The sequence below is a fragment of the Streptomyces sp. bgisy130 genome, assembly GCF_057708345.1.
In genome coordinates this window covers 17,181-35,944 of sequence record NZ_JBYISA010000016.1, presented here as the reverse complement: position 1 = coordinate 35,944, position 18,764 = coordinate 17,181, and the positions used below count along the sequence as shown (strand labels likewise).

General features: G+C 72.4%; 17 protein-coding genes and 3 pseudogenes. 10 read left to right on the top strand and 10 right to left on the bottom strand.

Annotated features, from left to right (window positions below; genetic code table 11):
• Nucleotides 1–134 precede the first annotated feature (134 nt).
• Nucleotides 135–608: a carboxymuconolactone decarboxylase family protein gene (locus AC3EUV_RS21495; protein WP_435603621.1), complete on the top strand. Its 474-nt coding sequence runs from the start codon at nt 135–137 to the stop codon at nt 606–608.
• A gap of 31 nt (nt 609–639) precedes the next feature.
• On the opposite strand, the pseudogene AC3EUV_RS21490 reads toward AC3EUV_RS21495, so the two are convergent.
• A pseudogene (locus tag AC3EUV_RS21490) lies at nt 640–909 on the bottom strand (pyridoxamine 5'-phosphate oxidase family protein); the annotation flags it as partial.
• 43 nt (nt 910–952) lie between these two features.
• Nucleotides 953–1,600, bottom strand: a complete 648-nt coding sequence (locus tag AC3EUV_RS21485; RefSeq protein WP_435603620.1) for a cysteine hydrolase family protein — start codon at nt 1,598–1,600, stop codon at nt 953–955.
• Nucleotides 1,601–1,820: 220 nt separating this feature from the next.
• Here AC3EUV_RS21485 and AC3EUV_RS21480 point away from each other — a divergent pair, with 220 nt between their 5' ends.
• Complete coding sequence (locus tag AC3EUV_RS21480) at nt 1,821–2,285, top strand: pyridoxamine 5'-phosphate oxidase family protein (RefSeq protein WP_435603619.1); 465 nt, start codon at nt 1,821–1,823, stop codon at nt 2,283–2,285.
• A 96-nt stretch (nt 2,286–2,381) separates the two neighbouring features.
• Here AC3EUV_RS21480 and AC3EUV_RS21475 read toward each other — a convergent pair.
• Nucleotides 2,382–2,510: pseudogene (locus AC3EUV_RS21475) on the bottom strand (ATP-binding protein); the annotation flags it as partial.
• 237 nt (nt 2,511–2,747) lie between these two features.
• Here AC3EUV_RS21475 and AC3EUV_RS21470 point away from each other — a divergent pair.
• Nucleotides 2,748–4,208 (top strand): acyl-CoA synthetase, encoded by a 1,461-nt coding sequence (locus AC3EUV_RS21470; protein WP_435603618.1) that lies wholly within the window; start codon nt 2,748–2,750, stop codon nt 4,206–4,208.
• On the top strand, nt 4,201–5,703 hold the full coding sequence (locus tag AC3EUV_RS21465) for a carboxyl transferase domain-containing protein (protein WP_435603646.1): 1,503 nt from the start codon (nt 4,201–4,203) through the stop codon (nt 5,701–5,703). The genes AC3EUV_RS21470 and AC3EUV_RS21465 overlap by 8 nt, the downstream gene beginning before the upstream one ends.
• Nucleotides 5,704–5,737: 34 nt before the next feature.
• Here the strand turns inward: AC3EUV_RS21465 and AC3EUV_RS21460 are convergent, their stop codons facing one another.
• Nucleotides 5,738–6,646 (bottom strand): LysR family transcriptional regulator, encoded by a 909-nt coding sequence (locus AC3EUV_RS21460; RefSeq protein ID WP_432145746.1) that lies wholly within the window; start codon nt 6,644–6,646, stop codon nt 5,738–5,740.
• Nucleotides 6,647–6,720: 74 nt separating this feature from the next.
• Here AC3EUV_RS21460 and AC3EUV_RS21455 point away from each other — a divergent pair, with 74 nt between their 5' ends.
• Entirely contained in the window at nt 6,721–7,791 is a 1,071-nt protein-coding gene (locus AC3EUV_RS21455) for a DMT family transporter (RefSeq protein WP_435603617.1), read from the top strand.
• 155 nt (nt 7,792–7,946) lie between these two features.
• Here AC3EUV_RS21455 and AC3EUV_RS21450 read toward each other — a convergent pair whose 3' ends face one another.
• Complete coding sequence (locus tag AC3EUV_RS21450) at nt 7,947–9,278, bottom strand: aminotransferase class I/II-fold pyridoxal phosphate-dependent enzyme (RefSeq protein WP_432145744.1); 1,332 nt, start codon at nt 9,276–9,278, stop codon at nt 7,947–7,949.
• A 35-nt stretch (nt 9,279–9,313) separates the two neighbouring features.
• Between AC3EUV_RS21450 and AC3EUV_RS21445 the strand changes: the two genes are divergently transcribed.
• Together AC3EUV_RS21445 and AC3EUV_RS21440 are read left to right on the top strand one after the other, a co-directional pair.
• Nucleotides 9,314–9,979 carry a pyridoxamine 5'-phosphate oxidase family protein gene (locus tag AC3EUV_RS21445; RefSeq protein ID WP_435603645.1) on the top strand — a complete coding sequence of 222 codons (666 nt, stop codon included), beginning with the start codon at nt 9,314–9,316 and terminating at the stop codon, nt 9,977–9,979.
• 9 nt (nt 9,980–9,988) lie between these two features.
• A complete protein-coding gene (locus AC3EUV_RS21440; protein WP_435603616.1) occupies nt 9,989–10,645 on the top strand; it encodes an FMN-binding negative transcriptional regulator in 657 nt (218 codons plus the stop codon).
• A gap of 82 nt (nt 10,646–10,727) precedes the next feature.
• Here AC3EUV_RS21440 and AC3EUV_RS21435 read toward each other — a convergent pair.
• From AC3EUV_RS21435 to AC3EUV_RS21425, 3 genes and pseudogenes are all read right to left on the bottom strand, one after another.
• Nucleotides 10,728–11,505: pseudogene (locus AC3EUV_RS21435) on the bottom strand (EamA family transporter).
• A gap of 214 nt (nt 11,506–11,719) precedes the next feature.
• On the bottom strand, nt 11,720–12,814 hold the full coding sequence (locus AC3EUV_RS21430; RefSeq protein WP_432145742.1) for an EamA family transporter: 1,095 nt from the start codon (nt 12,812–12,814) through the stop codon (nt 11,720–11,722).
• Between the two features lie 115 nt (nt 12,815–12,929).
• Nucleotides 12,930–13,460: a Clp protease N-terminal domain-containing protein gene (locus AC3EUV_RS21425; RefSeq protein WP_432145741.1), complete on the bottom strand. Its 531-nt coding sequence runs from the start codon at nt 13,458–13,460 to the stop codon at nt 12,930–12,932.
• A 289-nt stretch (nt 13,461–13,749) separates the two neighbouring features.
• On the opposite strand from AC3EUV_RS21425, the gene AC3EUV_RS21420 reads away from it, so the two are divergent.
• Nucleotides 13,750–14,178, top strand: coding sequence for a type II toxin-antitoxin system Rv0910 family toxin (locus AC3EUV_RS21420; protein WP_432145740.1), 429 nt, complete (start codon nt 13,750–13,752; stop codon nt 14,176–14,178).
• Nucleotides 14,179–14,238: 60 nt separating this feature from the next.
• Here AC3EUV_RS21420 and AC3EUV_RS21415 read toward each other — a convergent pair whose 3' ends face one another.
• Nucleotides 14,239–14,880 (bottom strand): PadR family transcriptional regulator, encoded by a 642-nt coding sequence (locus AC3EUV_RS21415; protein ID WP_435603615.1) that lies wholly within the window; start codon nt 14,878–14,880, stop codon nt 14,239–14,241.
• A gap of 197 nt (nt 14,881–15,077) precedes the next feature.
• On the opposite strand from AC3EUV_RS21415, the gene AC3EUV_RS21410 reads away from it, so the two are divergent.
• Nucleotides 15,078–15,899, top strand: a complete 822-nt coding sequence (locus AC3EUV_RS21410) for a PhzF family phenazine biosynthesis protein (RefSeq protein WP_435603614.1) — start codon at nt 15,078–15,080, stop codon at nt 15,897–15,899.
• Nucleotides 15,900–15,968: 69 nt separating this feature from the next.
• Here the strand turns inward: AC3EUV_RS21410 and AC3EUV_RS21405 are convergent, their stop codons facing one another.
• Nucleotides 15,969–16,778, bottom strand: a complete 810-nt coding sequence (locus AC3EUV_RS21405) for a CPBP family intramembrane glutamic endopeptidase (protein WP_435603613.1) — start codon at nt 16,776–16,778, stop codon at nt 15,969–15,971.
• 193 nt (nt 16,779–16,971) lie between these two features.
• Between AC3EUV_RS21405 and AC3EUV_RS21400 the strand changes: the two genes are divergently transcribed.
• Entirely contained in the window at nt 16,972–18,759 is a 1,788-nt protein-coding gene (locus AC3EUV_RS21400) for a substrate-binding domain-containing protein (RefSeq protein ID WP_432145736.1), read from the top strand.
• The last annotated feature ends 5 nt before the right edge of the window (nt 18,760–18,764 follow it).

Genomic DNA, 18,764 nt, shown 5'->3' with positions numbered 1-18,764 from the left:
CTTCCGCACAGCAGGACGCAGCATCCTGGGCATGGGGGGCGACGACGCCCCGTCCTCTTCCCGCCGCCCATGTCACATCTCATCAAGCTGTCCCGTCCAAGAGGTCAACAGCAACCACGACACAGGAGCGCAGCATGAATGCTCGGTTGAACCTCATGGCCAGCCCGATCGCCGCCAAGACCATGAAGCACGTCATCGCTGCGGGCAAGGCGCTCGCAGACTCGACACTGCCGTTCGCGACGCAGGAACTGGTGAAGCTCCGCGCCAGCCAGATCAACGGCTGCGCCGGCTGCATCGACATGCACACCAAGGAAGCCGCCGCCGGCGGGGAGACCTCGGTGCGCCTCAACCTGGTCGCCGCCTGGCGGGAGGCCACGGTGTTCACCGAGGCCGAGCGCGCCGCTCTGGAGCTGACGGAGCAGGGCACCCGTATCGCCGACGCGGCCGGTGGCGTCACCGATGCGGCCTGGGCGAATGCCGCCAAGCACTACGACGAGGAGCAGCTCGCCGCCCTGGTGTGCGCCATCGCCCTCATCAACGCCTTCAACCGGGGGAACGTCATCACCCAGCAGCCCGCCGGCGACTACCAGGCCGGCCAGTTCGGATAGCGAGGAGTGGAGGAGCTGCCGGGTCCGGTGGCTATCGGGTCCCCGAGCGGTGGGCGATGTGGGGTGGGGCGACGATGCCCGGGGTGAGCAGGGGATCCGGTTCGGGGGTGCCCCAGGAAGCGTGCAGGGGCAGAGTGCCGGCCCACACCGGCAGCTCCGCGTCAGGGCTGTCGCCATCGTCGGGGGGACTGGAGCGCACCTTCACCGATGCCTCCTCCAGGGAGAGCGCGAGCAGGGCGGTGGCGGCCAGTTCCTTGCGGCTGGGGCGACGGGCGTAGTCCCACTGACCGGGTAGGGGGTGGGGGCATGGCCGTCCTTGGGGGTGGCGACTGCGCCGCCCCAGGTCACTCGCCGCGGCGCCGCCGGCCCCACTGGGCCAGGACCTCATCGGTGGTCGTGACGGTGGCGACCAGGGCGAGGGTGTGGCGGATCATCTCGGGGGTGTAGTCGGCAGGTACGCCCGCGATGGCGTCCGCGGGCACTACGGCCGTGTAGCCGAGGTTGACGGCGTCGAAGACGGCGTTGGGGATGGCCACGTTCGCCGACACCCCGGTGACGACCAGGGTCCGGCACCCGAAGTTGCGCAGCAGCGCGTCCACGTCGGTGCCGGCGATCGGCGAGAGGCCGTGCAGCCTGCGCACCACCAAGTCGTCGTCGGAGACGGGTATCGGGTCGGCGATTTGGACCGCGGCGGATCCGGTGAGCTGTTGGACGGGCAGCCGTGCGGCCGCCTTGAACAGGCAGGCGTTGTGGCTGGCGCCGCGGCCGTCGGGGCGCCGCTCGGCGACCGCGTGCAGCACCTGGATGCCGGCGCCATGGGCCGCCGCCACCAGGCGGGCGACGTTCGCCAGCGCCCCCGACTCACGGACCGCGTCGGCGAGTTCGGGCAGTGCGCTGTCCGGTCCGACCACCCCGCGCTGGCATTCGACGGTGAGCAGTGCCGTCGCGGCGGGGTCCAGTTGACCAATGAGCCGTGCAGTGTCCGAAGGCATCGTATTCCCCTCTGGCGGGTCCGGTCCCCGTGGGTCGGAGCTCGGTCCCGGCGGGCCCAGGACCGGCGCCCCTGAAAGGCCGCCCGAGGCTAGCGGCCATTGCGTACATCAGGAAGAGCCCGCATGCTTTCTGACGCATAGTCAGGTAGTTGCCGTTGGGGCAGTGTCAGGTGACCGGGTCCGGGCCGCATGGGCGGCGCGCGGCGGAGGGTGATGACGAATGGCCGACACACAGCGGCGCGGGCGCCGGATCATGATGACGCAGGGCGAGCTCGACGCCTTCCTGGCGGCGCAGCGCACCTGCCGGGTCGCCACGGTCGGCGCCGGCGGTGCGCCGCACGTCGGGGCGCTGTGGTTCGTCTGGGACGGTACGGCGCTGTGGCTCTATTCGATCACCCGTAGCAAGCGGTGGGCCCAGCTGCGCAAGGACCCGCGGATCGCAGTGGTCGTCGATGACGGGCACGCGTACAGCGAGCTGCGCGGGGCCGAGCTGGCGGGCCGTGCGGAGTTCGTCGGCGAGGCGCCGCGCACCGGGGAGCCGTTCTCCCAACTGGACGCCCCGGAGCGGCTCTTCGCGGAGAAGTACTTCGGGATGTCCGCGATGCCGCACGACGGCCGGCATGCGTGGCTGCGACTGACGCCGGAGTCCGTCGCGTCGTGGGACTTCCGCAAGATTCCGGGGTGAGGGCGCGGGCGCCGGGGAGGTCGATCCTTGCTGCCTGGCTGCGGTGACCGTCGCCGCGGCCTTCGCCGGATTCCGCCTGGCGGACGGCTCGCACCCCTTGACCGCTTCGGCGATCTGTAGGGCGGCCTGGGCGGGCGTGAGATGCGTGGTGTCGACGACCTCGGCCTCGGCATGCAGCCACGTGCGGGCCGCCTCGGCGTAGGGCTCAAGGTAAATCCGGTACGGCTCCGGCGTTTCTCCGGGTGCTGTCAACCATCAAGATCAGGTGTCACCTGTTCCGAAAAGTCGCAGCGCCGACTCCCGCGCCAACGCCCACGCCAGCGCCAGCGCCAGCGCCAACCCCGTCATGTCAGTGGTCTCTGCGAGAGTGGTGTGGGTCAGCCCGTTCGGTACCGGCAGGTGCGCGAGCGGGGCGGCCCGGCCGCGAGGTGGCCGGGTGCCGACGAGGACGAAGGAGATCCGGTGAACGTGCTCTTCCCCGCGCTGCGCGACGCTTCGCCCGCACCCGCGCTGCGCTTCGGCGATCGCAGCCTCAGCCATCGCGAGCTGGCTTCGGTGGCAGGCGTGCTCGCCGAGCGGATCGCCGGTGAAACCCGGATCGCCCTGTGGGCGACGCCGACGCTGGAGACCTCGGTCGGTGCGGTGGCGGCGCTGCTCGCCGGGGTGGCCGTGGTGCCGGTCAATCCGAAGATCGGTGAGAGCGAGCTGGCGCACATCGTGGCGGACAGCGTGCCCTCGCTCGTCCTGGCCGAGCCGGGCGCCGAGCTGCCGGGCCCGCTCGCCGCGCTGTCCCGTATCGACATCGAGGCCGAGGCGCCCTCCGAGGAGGCCGGGCCGGCCCCGCTGCCGAGCGAACCGGGCGATGAGGCGCCGGCCCTGATCGTCTACACGTCCGGCACGACCGGGCCGCCCAAGGGCGTGGTCCTCCCCCGGCGTGCCCTGATGTACACCCTCGACGCGCTGGCGGACGCCTGGCAGTGGACCGCCGACGACGTCCTGGTGCACGCCCTGCCGCTCTTTCATGTCCACGGGCTGATCCTCGGCGTCCTCGGGCCGTTGCGCCGCGGTGGCAGCGTGCACCACCTGGGCCGCTTCAGCACCGAGGCGGTGGCCCGGGAGCTCGCCGCGGAGGGCACGATGCTGTTCGGCGTACCGACGATGTACCACCGTCTGGCCGCCGAGGCAGGGCAGAATCCCGCGCTCGCCAAGGCACTCTCCCGGGCCCGGCTGCTGGTCTCCGGCTCGGCCGCGCTGCCGCTGACCGATCATGAGCGGATCACGGCGGCCACCGGCCGACGGGTGATCGAGCGCTACGGCATGACGGAGACGCTCATGAACACCAGCGTCCGGGCGGACGGGCCCGACGCGGCGGGCACGGTCGGCGTACCGCTCCCGGGGGTGTATGTCCGGCTCGTCGACGAGGCGGGCCAGGCCATCGAGGGGAACGACGCCGAGACGGTCGGCGAGATTCAGGTCCGCGGCCCGAACCTCTTCGTCGAGTACCTCAACCGCCCCGACGCCACCGCCGCGGCCTTCGACGGCGGCTGGTTCCGCACCGGCGACATGGCGGTCCGCGACGCCGCCGGCAATTACCGCATCGTGGGCCGTAAGGCCACCGATCTGATCAAGAGCGGTGGCTACAAGATCGGTGCGGGCGAGATCGAGAATGCGCTCCTGGCCCACCCGGGTGTCGCCGAGGCCGCCGTCACCGGCGCGCCGGACGAGGACCTCGGCGAGCGGATCGTCGCCTGGATCGTGGCGGAGACCGGTCCGGACGCCGGCCCGGCACCCTCCGCAGAGGAACTCGCCGACCATGTCGCCCGCCAGCTCGCACCGCACAAACGCCCCCGCACGGTGCACTTCCTGGACGCCCTGCCCCGCAACGACATGGGCAAGATCCTCAAGCGTGAGCTCCATGCGTAGCGGGGGAAGCGGCGGCGCCGGGGACGGGGAGGCGGTCTCCGGAGAGGCCGACGGCCGCCGTGGTGGCGACGGTGCGGCGCCCGGCGAACGGACTCCGGGCAGCGGTACCGGCGCCGCGTCATTGCCGTGCGCCCGGCTGACCGCCCGTCAAGCCATCGCGGCGGTGGCGGACACCTACAGCGAGGCGGCCGTGCCGGACGGGCCTGGCACCGCGTCCGGGGCGTCATCCGCGCCGGACGGGCCCCTCGGCTGGCAGGGCTACGACGACGCGCGGGCCCGCGCCCGGGAGCGGACCGGCGAGGACGAGTCGGTGGTCACCGCCCTGGCCACAATAGGCGGCCGGGAAACGGTCGTCCTTTCCTTCGAGTTCCGCTATCTGGGCGGCTCCCTCGGCGAGCGCACCGGCGACCGGCTGGAGGCCGCCTACACCCATGCGCGTGGGCACGGTCTGCCGGTCGTCTCACTGATCGCCACGGGCGGCAGCCGGATGCAGGAAGGGATGCGCGCGCTGACCCAACTCCAGCGGGTGGCACGGCAGTCGGCGCTGAACCGCGCCGCGGGGCTCCCGCAGCTCGCCGTGCTGCGCGATCCGACGACCGGCGGCGGCTGGGCCACCCTGGGCGCGGCCGCCGATGTGATCCTCGCGCTCCCCGGGGCCCAGGTCGGCTTCGCGGGCTCGCGGGTGCGTCCCCCGGATGCCGACCCCTCCGCCTACACCGCCGAGGGACAGCTGGCCGCCGGCCAGATCGACGCCGTCGTCCCACCCGACCGGCTGCGGGCCACGCTCCAGTTGTGGCTGCAACTACTGGGAGAGCCACGGGAGTTGGGAGCATCGACGAGGGAGCCGGCGCCCCCGCCGGAGGCGCTCGGCCCACCCGAGCTGCCGGAGACGGGCTGGGGTGCGGTGGTCCGTGCCCGCGCCTCCGGGCGGCCGCGCGCCGAGGCGTATCTGCATGCCTATTTCGACGACCGGGAGGAGATCAGCGGCGACCGCTGCGGCGGCGTCGACCCCGGGATACGGTGCGGATTCGGTCGTCGCCAGGGGCGCACCATCGCCTTCGCCGCCCAGTGCGGCACGGCCACCCGCCCGGCCGGGTTCCGTACCGCCGCGCGGCTCGTCCGGCTCGCCGACCGGCTCGGCATCCCGGTCCTCACCCTGGTGGACACGCCGGGCGCCGCCAACGACGCGGCGGCCGAGCGTGCCGGCGCCGGGGCCGCCATCGCCGACACCTTCGCGGCGCTCGCCACCGCCCGGGTGCCCGTCACCTCCCTGCTCATCGGCGAAGGCGGTTCGGGCGGCGCACTGGCCCTGGCCGCACCGGACCGGCTCTGGGCCACCCCGGACAGCTACTTCTCCGTGATCGCCCCGGAACTGGCCGCGGCCATCCTCAAACGCGACGCGACGCAGATTCACGAGACCGCGGACCAACTCCGCATCCGCCCACAGGACTTGCTGGACCTGGGCGTCATCCGCGGCATCGTCCCACCGGCCTGAGAAGAGCCGGGGGGGGCTGCCGACGGCGGCCGTCTCAGGCGCCCTCCAGGTTCTTCCCGGCCAGGCGGAGCGCGCCCACGGCGGCCCGGATCGAGGGCCGGCGGTCGGCATCGGCGCGCCAGATGGCATAGACATGGCGGCGCATCGTATGGCGTACGGGCACCACGCTCACGCCCTCCGGCACCGGGCCGCGGCCGAGGCGTGGAGCCACCGCGACGCCCAGTCCCGCCGCGATCAGGGCGAGCTGGGTGCCGTGCTCCTCCGCCATGTGCGCGACCCGCGGCTCAATGCCCTTGCTGCGCAGCGTGAACATCAGCCACTCATTGCAGAACTCCCCCTGGGGCCAGGAGATCCACTCATCGTCGGCGAACTCCTCCAGCTCCACGGACCGCCGCTGGGCCAGCGGATGGGCGGATGGCATCGCCACATCGGCCGGATCGTCCAGCAGCGGGGCCTTCGCCAGCCCGTCGGGCAGGGACAGCGGCCGGTTGTACCAGTCCAGGACGACCGCCAGATCGATATCGCCGCGCACCACTCCACGGACCGACTCGTCCGGCTCCAGCTCCGTCAGCCGCGCCCGCAGCTGGGGGTGCTCGGCGCGCAGGGTGACGAGCGCGGCCGGGAAGAGCCCGCGGGCGGCGGTGGGAAAGGCGCCCAGCCGCAGCTCGCCCACCGCCTGGCCGCGATGCGCTTCCAGCTCGGCCTGGGCCAGCTCGACCTGCGAAAGGATGCGCGTCGCATGATCGGCGAGCAGTCGTCCGGCGTCGGTCAGCCGCACCCCTCGCCCGTTCTTCGCCAGCAGCTGCTGCCCGGTCTCCCGTTCCAGCTTGGCGATCTGCTGCGAGACGGCCGAGGTCGTCACATGCAGCCCGTCGGCGGCCGCGCTCACCGAGCCATGGCGGGCGACCGCACTCAGCGTCCGTAGGCGATCAAGGTTCAACATGTAAGCAATGCTACGCGATACCTGCCAGGAATTCTCGCTTGTGCTACGAAGTTGTGCGCCGCATCGTGGACCTCATGAGCACCGCCACCGGCGCACCCACCGCCTCCGCCGACACCACCACCCACTCTCCGGCCACGACTGCGTGCGCCGCGGCCGACAAGGACGCCGCGACCACCCCGGCCGCCTCGCTCCGCGCCACCACCGCGCCCGCGGCCCCGAAGGCCGGCGGCCGGGCCCGCGGCTGGCAGCTCCGCTTCGCCGTCCTCTCCCTCGTCTGGGGCTTCAGCTTCCTCTTCATCAAGGTCGGCACCCAGGGCTTCGCCCCACTACAAGTGACCCTGGGCCGGGTCGGGTTCGGTGCGCTGGTGCTGCTGGCCGTCCTCGCCGTCAAGCGCGAGCGGCTCCCCCGGTCCGCCCGCACCTGGGCCCATCTGGCCGTGGCCGCGTTCTTCCTCAACGCGCTGCCGTTCTCCCTCTTCGCGTACGCCGAGCTGACCATCCCCTCCACACTGGCCGGCATCTGCAACGCCACCTCCCCGCTGTGGGGCATGGCGCTGGCGGTCGTCGCGCTCTCCGAGGACCGCCCCACCCGGCGGCGGGTGGCGGGCCTTGGCCTCGGGTTCCTGGGCGTGCTCACCGTGCTCGGCGCCTGGCAGGGCTTCGCCGGCACGGATCTGACCGGCACCGTGATGGCGCTGAGCGCCTCGCTCAGCTACGCCGTCGGCTGGATCTATGTCCGCCGCACCCTGGCGGGCGTCCAGCACTCCCACCTGTCCATGTCCAGCACCCAGCTCCTGCTGGCCACCGTCCAACTGGCCGTGGTGACACCCCTGTTCACCACCGCACCGGCCGGCTACCCGCTCATCCCGCTGCTCGCCGTCTTCGCCCTGGGCGCCCTGGGGACCGGCCTCGCCTTCCTCATCCAGTACGGCCTGGTCGCCGAGATCGGCCCCACCACGGCGCAAATGGTCACCTACTTCATCCCCGTGATCGCCACCGCGGCCGGCGTGGCACTCCTGCACGAACAGCTCAGCTGGAACACCCCGGTCGGCGCCCTCATCGTCCTGGCCGGCGCCGCCCTCACCCAGAGCAGGCCCCGCCCGAGCCGGCCGACACCCGCACGGAACGACGCAACCTCCGACTGACGACACACCTACGCCTGACCCGCGGACCTTGGGCTTCGAGGGTGTGAGCCCGGCGAGCGCCGCGGGCGCCCCGAGCCCCGGGCCACGAATCCCGAGCCCCGAGCCCCGAGTCCTAGGCTTCAGCCCCCCGAGCCCCACCTCGGGGGGCTCCCCCCTCACTCGTACCGCCGCGCCTCCCCCACCCCCGTCGCCGAGGCAATGGCGTCCGCCACCGGGACGATGTCGTCATCGGAGAGGCCGGAGACGGTGAGGCGGATGCCGGGTGGTGAGTGCAGACGGAAGCGTGCGCCAGGGGCCACCGCCCAGCCGGCATGCAGGAGGCGGGCCACCGCGCCGGTCTCATCGGGGACCGGTACCCAGACGTTCATCCCGCTGCGGCCGCGGGCCCGGACTCCGCGTTCCGCCAGTGCCCGTATCAGCCCGTCCCGCCGTCGGCCGTACGCTCCGGCCACCGCTTTCGGGTCGATCGCGGAGGTCCGCCACAGGTGGACGACCGTGTCCTGGAGCAGATGGCTGATCCAGCCCGGTCCGAGACGCTGACGGCCGCGCACCCGGTCGATGGTCAGCGCATCGCCGGTGAGCACAGCGAGGCGCAGATCCGGGCCGTACGCCTTGGCCGTCGAACGGACCAGGACCCAGTGGTCGGTCACCCCGGAGAGCGGATGGAGCGGGAGGTCGACGATGCCGTGCCCGTGATCGTCCTCGATGAGGAGAAGGTGGGGGTATTCGGCCAGGAGGGTGCGGAGTTCGGTGGCGCGGGCGCGGTCGATGGCGGCGCCGGTGGGGTTCTGCGCCCGGTCGGTGACGACGACGGCACGGGCACCGTCCTGGATGGCGCGCGCCAACTGCTCCGGCAGCGGGCCCTCGTCATCCACTCCGACCGGAACGGGACGCAGTCCGAGCGCCGGAATGAGGTCCAGCAGGCTGCCCCACCCCGGGTCTTCCACCGCCACGGCGTCGCCGGGCCGCAGATGCGCGGCCAGCACCCGCTCTATGGCGTCGAGCGAGCCGCTGGTGACGGCGACGGGCGCCTCCGGCACTCCGTCGGCGGCGAACGCCGCGCGGGCGAGGGCGGCCAGGTCGTCGTCCACGGCCGGTGTGCCATAGAGCACGGGGCGCCGCGCGCTGCGTGCGGCGGCCTCGGCCAGGGCCCGTTCGAGCGGGGGCAGCAGGGACGGATCGGGGTTTCCGTCGGACGCATCCCGGACGCCCGGCGGCACCTCCACCCTCAGCGCCTCACGTGAGGTGCTCGCCGGGCGCGGGCGCACCCGGCTGCCGCGCCGGCCCGCGGTCTCGATCACCCCTCGGTCGCGGAGGGAGCGGTATGCCGCCGCGACCGTATTCGGATTGACCTCGAGATAGACGGCCAACTCCCGCAAGGGGGGCAGCACTTCGCCCGGTTGGAGCCGGCCCGCACCGACGGCCCGCTCGACGCTGGCGGCAATCTCCGATGCGCGCCGGCCTTCGATCAGATACTCTCCTAGCACAAACTTGATTATGCACTAGTGCAATGGAGATCGCAATGGCCCGAGCCGAGGCGTACGAACCGACCGAGCGCACGACCCCCACCCGTGCCCGCGACCGCGCCGCCTACGACCACGACACGGTGCACGCCATCCTCGACACGGGCTATGTCTGTCATCTGGGCTTCGTCCGCGACGGCTCCCCGGTCGTCCTGCCGACGCTCTACGGCCGGGTCGGCGACCGCCTCTATCTCCACGGCTCCACGGCGTCCCGCCCATTGCGGATGGCCGGCGCGGCACCGGACCCCGGCCTCGAGGTGTGCGTGACGGTCACTCATGTCGACGGTCTGGTCCTGGCCAGGTCGGCGTTCCACCACTCCATCAACTACCGCTGTGTCGTGGTGCACGGCACCGCCCACCAGGTGACCGACGAGGAGGAGAAGACCACCGCGCTCGACGCGCTCGTCGATCATGTGCTGCCCGGGCGCGCCGCGGACTCCCGGCCGGGCAACGCCAAGGAACTGGCCGCCACCTCCGTGATCCGTCTCGACCTGCGCGAGGTCTCCGCCAAGATCCGCACCGGCGGCCCCAACGACGAGCCGGAGGATCTCGCGCTGCCGTATTGGAGCGGCGTCCTGCCGGTGGCACCCGTGTACGGCGCCCCCATACCCTCCGACGACCTCGCGCCCGGCACTCCCGAGCCCGCGTACCTCTCCGCCCGCTGAGGAGCCACCATGCTGATCCACCCCTGGGACGCCCCCACCGAAGACGCCGAGTGGCAACAGTGGCTCGCGGCCCACGACTTCGGTCAGCTGGCCGCCAATGGACGGCCCGGCGAACCACCGGTGCTCCAGCCGCTGCACTTCGCCTACGACCCGGCCCGCCGCGAGGCCGTCACCCATCTGGCCCGGCCCAATCCCCTTTGGAGCGCGCTGGAGGACCGGCCGACGGTGCTGCTCAGCGTGGTGGACGACTACACCTTCATCCCCGGCCCCTGGCAGGCGACCGAGGACCAGCCGCCCGAGCACGGCGTGCCCACCAGCTTCTACGCCGCGGTCCAGCTGACCTGCACCGCCCATGTCGTGGACGACCCGGAGGAGAAGGCGGCGCTGCTGCAACGTCAGTTGGGGCACTTCCAGCCGGACGGCGGCTCGGCACCGGTCGCGGCGGGGGCTGCTCCATACGGACGGCTGCTGTCCGGCATCCGTGGTCTGCGCCTCGAAGTGCGGGAGGTCCGCGCCAAGTTCAAGTACGGGGGCAAGCGGAGCGAGGCCGTCCAGCACCGTATCTCGGAGCGCCTCGCCGAGCGGGACGGCCCCGGTGACGCGGCGGCGCGCACCCACCAGCAGCGCAGACTGACCGCGGCCGCCACGGGGAAGCCCGCTTCCTGATGGGCTCCCCCTGCCCCGCCGTCCCAAGGGACCCGGACATCCGGGTGCCCGGCCGACCACCGCCGGCCGGGCACCCGCGCCCTCAGCCCGCCACCGGCGCCGCCGACCGCGCCGCCGACACCGCCCCGCGCGCCTCCGTCACCGCCAGCGCGGCAACGGCCGTCAGCAGCACGCCCGTTCCGATCGCCGTCGCCATGGTGAGCCGCTCCCCGAGGAACAGCACCGCGATGGCCGCGGCCGACACCGGCTCGATCAGCGAGATCACGGACGCGGTCGTGGCGCGCACGGCGGCCAGGCCCGCGAAGTACAGCCCGTAGGCCAGCGCGGTCGGCACCGCCGCGATATAGGCCAGCAGGCACAGACTGCGGCCCAGATCATGCGCCGCCGAGGACCAGGACCGCCAGCCCGGTCAGCGCCCCGACGACGGCCAGGACTCCGCCCGCGCCGAGCCGTTCGCCCATCGTGACCCGCGCCCCGATGGCGATGAGGACGGGGCCCGCCCCCATGGTGACGACGGTGCCCACGGCCAGCCCGGTGGCTTCGACGGCGGCGAAGTAGGCGGCCTGGAAGACGGCGAGGGCGACACCGGTCAGCACGATCCGGGCCAGGCCCCGGCCGAGCGGCTCGTACGGAGCGGGACGGGCGGCGGTGCGCGACCGGCGGCGCAGCAGCGCCCGTACGGCGAGCAGCAGGACCAGCCCGCCGAAGGTGCGCCAGAACGTGAGGGCGAGTGGGCCCAGTCCGCTGCCGCGGTAGAGGAGGGCGGCGGCCGCGCCCGCGGTGCCCCAGGCGGTCGCGGCGAACGTGACGTACAACAGCCCCCGGCCCACGGGCAGGGCGGAGGAAGCAGTGGCATGCATGGGAGAGGTGCTCCGGGAATTCCAGGACGGCGTCATACGCCGTGGAGTGGTCGCGTGGTCCCGTGTGCAGGCAGCGACAGGGGTCTGTCCGGCGCGTCAGGCCCGGACAGGCCCTGGCAGCTCGGGAATCAGCCCGAGCCGGGAGTTCCTCGGAGACCGCCGCCCGCGTTACGCGGCAGGAGGGGGCAGCACAGTCGAATGCATGATCGATACCCTATGTCGCGGGGAAACCGGCCGACAAGTCGTCCCCGGTCCGGGCAGAAGCTGCCGGGGCGGCCGAGGACTCCGGGGCCCCGCTCCCCCCAACAGCGCCCGCGCCATCGCCCCTCCCCGCCCCGGCCACCCGTACGCTCTCCGTCGTCTTCGGCTTGGCCGACTGCGCGATGAAGGCGCCGGTCAGCACCACCGCCCCACCGACGATCTGCGGTGCGGAGAGATGCTCGCCGAGCAGGACCCAGGCCAGGACGGTCGCGATGACGGCCTCCAGACAGGCGACCACCCCGGCCACCTGGGGCGAGAGCCGGCGGATCGACACCACACCGGTGAGGTAGGCCGCCACGGTCGCGATCAACACGATCCAGGCGAGCAGCAGAACAGCGGGCACCTGGGTTCCGTTCATGTCCGTGCCGCCGCCGAGCACGGCCCAGTCCATGCCCCAGGGGCGGGCGATCGCGGTGAGGAGGACGGCGCCGATCAGCAGGCCGTAGGCGATCACACCGAGCGGGTCCACCGCGTCGTCGCCGTCGGAGCCGTGATCCGAGAGCACGAAGTAGCCGACCTGGCAGCAGGCCGCGCCGAGCGCAAGCGCGAGGCCGAGGGCATCGAAACTCAGCCCGGACCAGACCTCGACGACACAGGCCAGCCCGCCGACGGCCAGCACCACGCCGACCGCCGCGGCCCGGGTGACCGGCCGTTTCTGAACGAAGCGGACCCAGCCCAGTACCAGGGCGGGCGCCAGATATTCGATGAGCAGCGCGACCCCGACGGGAATACGGGAGAGCGCGGCGAAGTAGCACGCCTGGACGCCGGCGACGGCGAGCAGCCCGTAACCCGCGAGCAGCGCGGGCCGGCGGAGCGGCAGATTCCGGTGACGCCAGGCGATCGGCAGCATGACCAGCGCCGCCCCGGCCACCCGCAGCCAGGTGACCTGGAGCGGTTCGAGGCCGGCGGATATCAGGGGCTTGGCGGCGACACCCGAACCGCCGAAGGCGAGCGCGGACAGCAGAGCGATACCGAGGCCGGCGCCGCGTCCACCGGGCGCCCGACGACGGCGCGCCCCGAGGGCGGGCGAAGACTGCTGGGCCTCCATGGGCCCGGAAACTCCCTGGCCCGAGCCGGACGGTGCTCCTGCCTGGCTCCCCGAAGACGCGTGCATCCGGCCATCATGGCAGCCGTCGTCAGCAGCGCCACCCCCGAGACCCCTGTCAGTCCTGGCCGGGGCGCTCCCCATCGAGACGGTGGGCGAGCCGGGCGGTGTCGACGGAGGCCCGGCGCAGCACCTCGACGGCCCGGGATTCCGGGTCGTCCACCAGAGCGGCGAGCAGGTCGAGGCAGCCCGCGCGGGTGGCGTAGCGGGCATGGGCACGGTCCAGCGCGCCGTCCAGGGCAGCGGCCGCGGCCGGCGACCATCCGGGGACGGCACCTTCGGCGACCATGGGGACCGCGCCGGAGTCCTCGACGGTTCCCAGCCATTGGAGTCCGTAGCCGATGCTGCGCTGGACGAGGTAGCCGAGCAGCCGTGCGACCTGCGGTCCGCCGTCGAAGGCGGCGCGTACGGCGGGGTCCGATTCCAGGAGGCCGTGCAGCAGATGCGCGGTGTCGACCTGCCGGTCGCCATCGCGGGTGGCCCGCCTGCGGGCCGCGGATATGACCGACGCGAGCTCTACGGTGAGCCGGGTCTCAAGGTCCTCCGGGGCGGGGCTGTCGCCACCACTGTACGCAGTACGGTTTTGCACAGCACCCACCCCACCAGCCGCTGCGGACCGGAGCATCACCGGCGGGAAGCATTTGCGTCTCCCACGCTGGTTGCGCACACCCCCAGGCGATCTCATCCTCACGGAGGAGATGTACGGGAATCGTGGAGGTCGGACATACAGCGACGGACGACCGCTCACCAGCACCGTCGGGCACCATCCGAAAACTGACGACCCGTCAGCAAAGTACGGTCCGCGCTATTGAACCTTCACTGCGGCGGGGCTACGTTCCGCGGCACCAGCCAGGGATCGTCACCGAAGGGGTGATCGCATGGCCGAAGTCACCGCGCAGGCCCGTATCGAGGCACCGGCCGCGAAGGTCTGGGAGCGACTCACCGACTTCGACTCCTACGGCGAGTGGAACGCCACCCACACCGCCTTCCCCAAGGGCGGCCCGGAATCGCTCCAGGTAGGCGCGGGCTACGAGGAGAACATGAAGCTGATGGGCTTCCCGGCGGAGGTCGCCTGGACCGTGCGGGAACTGGAACCCGGCCGGCTGCTCGACATCGAGGGCAAGGGTCCGATGGGCGTCAGCCTGGGGATGCGCTACGCACTCACGCCGGACGGCGGGGCGACGGCCGTACGGATCGACGGGACGTTCACCGGCGCCGCGGTCTCACTGATGGCGGGCAAGCTCAAGGACTCGGCGAGCGCCGCGCTGGACGAGTCGCTGCGCAGGCTCGCCGGCCTGGTCACCTGACGCTTCGGGGGCCGACCCTCACCCCGGCCCCCGAAGCCCTTACCTCCGTACACCTCGCGCTCAGTCCTCTTCGGCGAGGATCAGATACAGCTCCTTGCGCGCCTTGTTGACCACCGCCATGGCCTTCTCCCGCTGCTCGGGGCTGCCGGTGGCCCACACCTGCCGGAACGCCTCGACCAGGCCGCCGCCCGCCTTGCGGATCTCGTTCATCGCCTCCCAGTCGACACCGCGGCCGGCGTCCTCCCAGGGGGCGTCCGAACCGCTGTCGGCCTCGGTGCGCCCGTCATCGGTCAGCGAGAACAGCTTCTTGCCACCCTCACTGGCGCTGGCGATCAGCCCCTCGTCCTCCAGGAGCTGAAGCGTGGGATAGACCGAGCCGGGGCTGGGCTTCCACGCCCCGCCGCTGCGCTCGGCGATCTCCTGGATCATTTCGTAGCCGTGCATCGGACGGTCCTTGAGGAGCGCCAGGATCGAGGCGCGCACATCGCCGCGGCGCGCGCGGCCGCGCGGTCCGCCGCGCCCCCGGCCACCGCCGAAGGGCGGACCACCGAACGGCGGGCCGAACGGGCCGAAGGCCGAGCGCCGCCGCTCCCAGCCGCCCGCGAAGTCGCCGTGGCCGCCATGGCGCCCGGGTCCGCAGTGCTGATGCCGGTGCTCATGTCCGTGTTCTTGTCCTTGGGAACGCATGATGACGTCCTCCATTTCTCTATCGTTGATCGGTCGCGATGCTTCAACGATATATCGGGACTGTTCGTCGAGCAAGGCCCTTCCCCCGTCTCGTCAGCGCCTCCGGGGCACACGGCACGCCACCCACACCGACCACCGCGGCTCCGCTTCCCGGCCAGTTCCCCCGGATTGGCCTTGGCCTGCGGCTTTGTGGCACGCCTACGCTCGCGGCCATGAGGATTCGCATCGTCGACGCCTTCAGTGAGCGTCCCTTCGCCGGCAACCCCGCGGGAGTCGTACTCCTCGACTCCGGCGCCTTTCCCGATACGGCCTGGCTCCAGCGGGTCGCCACCGAGGTCAACCTCTCCGAGACCGCCTTCGCGCATCCGCTGCCCGCGGGCGGTGACGCCGACTGGGCGCTGCGCTGGCTCACCCCCGCCGCCGAGGTGAACATGTGCGGGCATGCCACTTTGGCCACCGCGCACGTCCTGCACGCCACGGGGACGGCCGGCGGTACGGTCCGCTTCCGCACCCGCAGCGGGGTGCTGACCACAACGGCCGACGACCGCGGCGCGATCACCATGGACTTCCCGACCGCCCCGCTCACCCCTGTCGAGGTACCGCCGGTGGTCGCGGGCGCGCTGGGCACCGAGATCCGCTCCGCGCACGACACCGGCCCCGATGTCGGCGATCTCCTGGTCGAGCTGGCCGACGAGAAGTCCGTACGGGCACTGGCCCCGGACCTCAAGGCGCTCGCCGGGCACAGCGGCCGCGGGGTGATCACCACCGCCCGCGCCGAAGACCCGGACGGCGGCTACGACTTCATCTCACGCTGCTTCTTCCCCAGGGTCGGCATCGACGAGGACCCGGTAACGGGCAGCGCGCACACCGCGCTCGCACCGTACTGGTCGGCGCGCCTGGGCCGTGCCTCCCTGGTCGGTCTCCAGGGCGCCGCCCGCACCGGCTTCGTACGGACCGAGCTGCGCGGCGACCGTACGCTGCTGACCGGTTCGGCGGTCACGGTGATCGACGGGGAACTGCTGGCCACCGACTGAACCGGCCCGCCCGGCGGCGCCCCTGGGGAGGCGCGGCAGGCACCGGCGGTGCCCCGCGCCTCCGCCCCCTCACGGCGTCGGCAGCCACCCCACCTGTCCGGCGAGCAGCGCATAGCCGACGAACGCCACGATGTCGATCAGCGCATGGGCGGCGACCAGCGGGCCGACCCGCCCCCAGCGCCGGTAGAGCAGGACGAAGAGCACGCCCATCACCATGTTGCCGACGAAGCCACCGATGCCCTGGTAGAGGTGGTAGGAACCGCGCAGCACCGAGCTGGCCGCGAGGGCCGCGAGCGGCGACCAGCCCAATTGCCCCAGCCTGCGCAGCAGATACCCGACGACGATGACCTCCTCCAGGACGGCGTTCTGCACCGCGGAGGCGATCAGCACCGGGATCTTCCACCAGACGTCGGGCAGCGCCTCGGGGACCACCGTCAGATTGAATCCGGTCGCCCGCGCACCCAGATACAGCAGCACACCGCTGCCGCCGATGACGGCCGCCAGCACGACACCGCGGCTCAGATCGAAGCCGGGCCGCCGCCGGTCGAAGCCGATCACGCGCAGGCCGCCGGCCCTCTCCCGCAGCAACAGATGCGCCACCAGCACCACGGGTACCAGTGCGCTCGCGATACCGAACAGCTGCCAGGCAAGATCCAGCCAGGGTCGGCCGGGCGCATGGGAGCCGTTGAGCGTCGCCGCCTGATCCTTGAGACCACCGGGCTTGGTCACCGAACCAATGAAGCTGATCAGCGCCGATACCCCGCTGGCCCCCAGGGAAAGGGCCAGCACGATCCAGGTCTCGCTCCGCAGAATGCTGCGGGACGGCTCCGCGACGAGCCCATCACCAGGCCCTTGACCTGGAACGTCCGCATCGGCCACGGGACTTGTATCCGACTGCACACTTCCTCCGCTTCCGCATTTACCGCCTCGTCGCCGGTACCGCCCCGCTAGGGTCTCGGCAGCAGCTACGAAGATCGCGCACGACAGGCCGGGGACGGGCGCCATCCCGATGGCGCGTTTTCCCCTACCGGCGCATCCCGGTCGAGCTCCGAGAAGGAGAGGCGCTACCGCAATGGGACGACACAGCTTGCCCGACGACTCCACAACGGCGCGCACGGGGGCCCGCCGAGGTGCCCGTCCCCGCGCGCTCGTCCTCGCCACCGGCCTCGTGCTGACCGTCGCCGCCGGCACCGTAGTGGCGCTCGACAGCGGTCTGCTCCCGTTCGGCGGGCCCTGCGGCGGCGATGTGACCCGGCTCGATGTGGCCGCCTCGCCCGATATCGCCCCGGCGGTCAAAGCGGTGGCCAAGTCGGCGCGGGAGGAGGCGACGCGTACCGACGGCAGATGTCTGGACGTCAGAGTCACCTCGCGGTCCGCCCACGAGATCGCCGACGCCTTCGGACAGCGGCCGGTCGATCCCGAATTCCAGGTCTGGATACCGGATTCAAGCCTCTGGGTGGACCGGGTCGGCGCGGAACGCGGCACTCCGCTGACCACCGCCGGCATCATCGCCTCGTCCCCGCTCGCGCTGGGCGCCGTTCCCCGGGCCGCCAAGTCGCTGGGCTGGCCCGAGAAGACCTACACCTGGACGGAACTGACCCGGGCCACGGCATCCTGCGACGCGCTGCACCTGGGCGTCGCCGACCCGTCCCGCAGCGCCACCGGACTGCTCTCCCTGGCCCGCATCAGCGCCGCCCACACCAAGCAGGCACCGGATCGCGTCACGGCGGACACCCGCACCGCCGCCACCGCGCGGCTGCTCAACCAGCGCGCCACGGACGGCGACGGGCAGGCCATGGCCACCCTGCCCCGCGACGGCTCCAGTGCCGAGCAGAGCAATCCGCGCCGCAACCAGGCGCTGCTGCTGTCCGAGCAGGCCGCCTTCGCCCACAACACACGCGCGGACGGCGGGCCGGATCTGGACCTGCTCTACCCCGAGGACGGCACGGCCCGGCTCGACTACCCCTACACGCTGGTCGACAACAGCGAGACGGATCCGGAACGCTCCCGCGCCGCCAACCGCTTCCTGACCCTGCTGAGCGAGCCCGCCGGACAGCGTGCGCTCCAGCGGCTCGGCTTCCGTGCCCCCACCGGGGAGGCGGAAGCGAAGGTGGTCAAAGCGGCCGGCGGGCGCGCCCCCCAGCCGTACTCCGCCGCCCCCGCCGAACCGCCGTCGGCGAAGGAACTCCAGGCCCTGATGGGCATGTGGACGATCACGGTGCAAAGCGCCCGGCTCTCCGCCGTCGTCGACGCCTCGGCGTCCATGGGCGCCCCGGTTCCGGGGCACAGCGGCCGGTCCCGTATGGACCTCGCCAAGAATTCCCTCCTCCAGGCGCTGACCACGTTCACCTCCGAGGACGAGATCGGGCTGTGGAAGTTCGCCACCTCACTGGACGGCGACAAGGACTATGCGGAGCTCTCCCCCACCGCACGGCTCGGCGGCCGGGACAAGAACGGCAGCACCCACCGCGAAGCGCTCACCGACGCCTTCGGCGCGCTGGCCCCGGAACCCCAGGGCGCCACCGGCCTGTACGACACCACGCTCGCCGCGTACGAGAAGGCCCGCTCGACCTATGCGAGCGGGAAGTTCAACGCGCTGGTCATCCTCACCGACGGCGCCAACGAAGACGCCCACGGCATCGGCCTCGACGCGCTGGTGGACAAGCTGGAGAAGCTCTCCGACCCGAAGCGGCCGGTGCCGCTGATCGCCCTCGCGATCGGCCCGGGGGCCGACACCTCCGCCCTCCAGCGCATCGTGGCGCCGACCGGCGGCTCGACGCACCGCGTCAGCGACCCGTCGCAGATCCACCAGGTGATGCTCCAGGCCATCATGGCGGCGGGCAGCAACGTCCCCCGCTGAGCGGC

What these genes read in the sequence shown, in the direction of transcription:
- AC3EUV_RS21495 (WP_435603621.1), top strand. Translation starts at nt 135, where the DNA reads ATGAATGCTCGGTTGAACCTCATGGCCAGCCCGATCGCCGCCAAGACC.
- AC3EUV_RS21485 (WP_435603620.1), bottom strand. Translation starts at nt 1,600, where the DNA reads ATGCCTTCGGACACTGCACGGCTCATTGGTCAACTGGACCCCGCCGCG.
- AC3EUV_RS21480 (WP_435603619.1), top strand. Translation starts at nt 1,821, where the DNA reads ATGGCCGACACACAGCGGCGCGGGCGCCGGATCATGATGACGCAGGGC.
- AC3EUV_RS21465 (WP_435603646.1), top strand. Translation starts at nt 4,201, where the DNA reads ATGCGTAGCGGGGGAAGCGGCGGCGCCGGGGACGGGGAGGCGGTCTCC.
- AC3EUV_RS21460 (WP_432145746.1), bottom strand. Translation starts at nt 6,646, where the DNA reads ATGTTGAACCTTGATCGCCTACGGACGCTGAGTGCGGTCGCCCGCCAT.
- AC3EUV_RS21455 (WP_435603617.1), top strand. Translation starts at nt 6,721, where the DNA reads ATGAGCACCGCCACCGGCGCACCCACCGCCTCCGCCGACACCACCACC.
- AC3EUV_RS21445 (WP_435603645.1), top strand. Translation starts at nt 9,314, where the DNA reads ATGGCCCGAGCCGAGGCGTACGAACCGACCGAGCGCACGACCCCCACC.
- AC3EUV_RS21440 (WP_435603616.1), top strand. Translation starts at nt 9,989, where the DNA reads ATGCTGATCCACCCCTGGGACGCCCCCACCGAAGACGCCGAGTGGCAA.
- AC3EUV_RS21430 (WP_432145742.1), bottom strand. Translation starts at nt 12,814, where the DNA reads ATGGAGGCCCAGCAGTCTTCGCCCGCCCTCGGGGCGCGCCGTCGTCGG.
- AC3EUV_RS21420 (WP_432145740.1), top strand. Translation starts at nt 13,750, where the DNA reads ATGGCCGAAGTCACCGCGCAGGCCCGTATCGAGGCACCGGCCGCGAAG.
- AC3EUV_RS21415 (WP_435603615.1), bottom strand. Translation starts at nt 14,880, where the DNA reads ATGGAGGACGTCATCATGCGTTCCCAAGGACAAGAACACGGACATGAG.
- AC3EUV_RS21410 (WP_435603614.1), top strand. Translation starts at nt 15,078, where the DNA reads ATGAGGATTCGCATCGTCGACGCCTTCAGTGAGCGTCCCTTCGCCGGC.
- AC3EUV_RS21400 (WP_432145736.1), top strand. Translation starts at nt 16,972, where the DNA reads ATGGGACGACACAGCTTGCCCGACGACTCCACAACGGCGCGCACGGGG.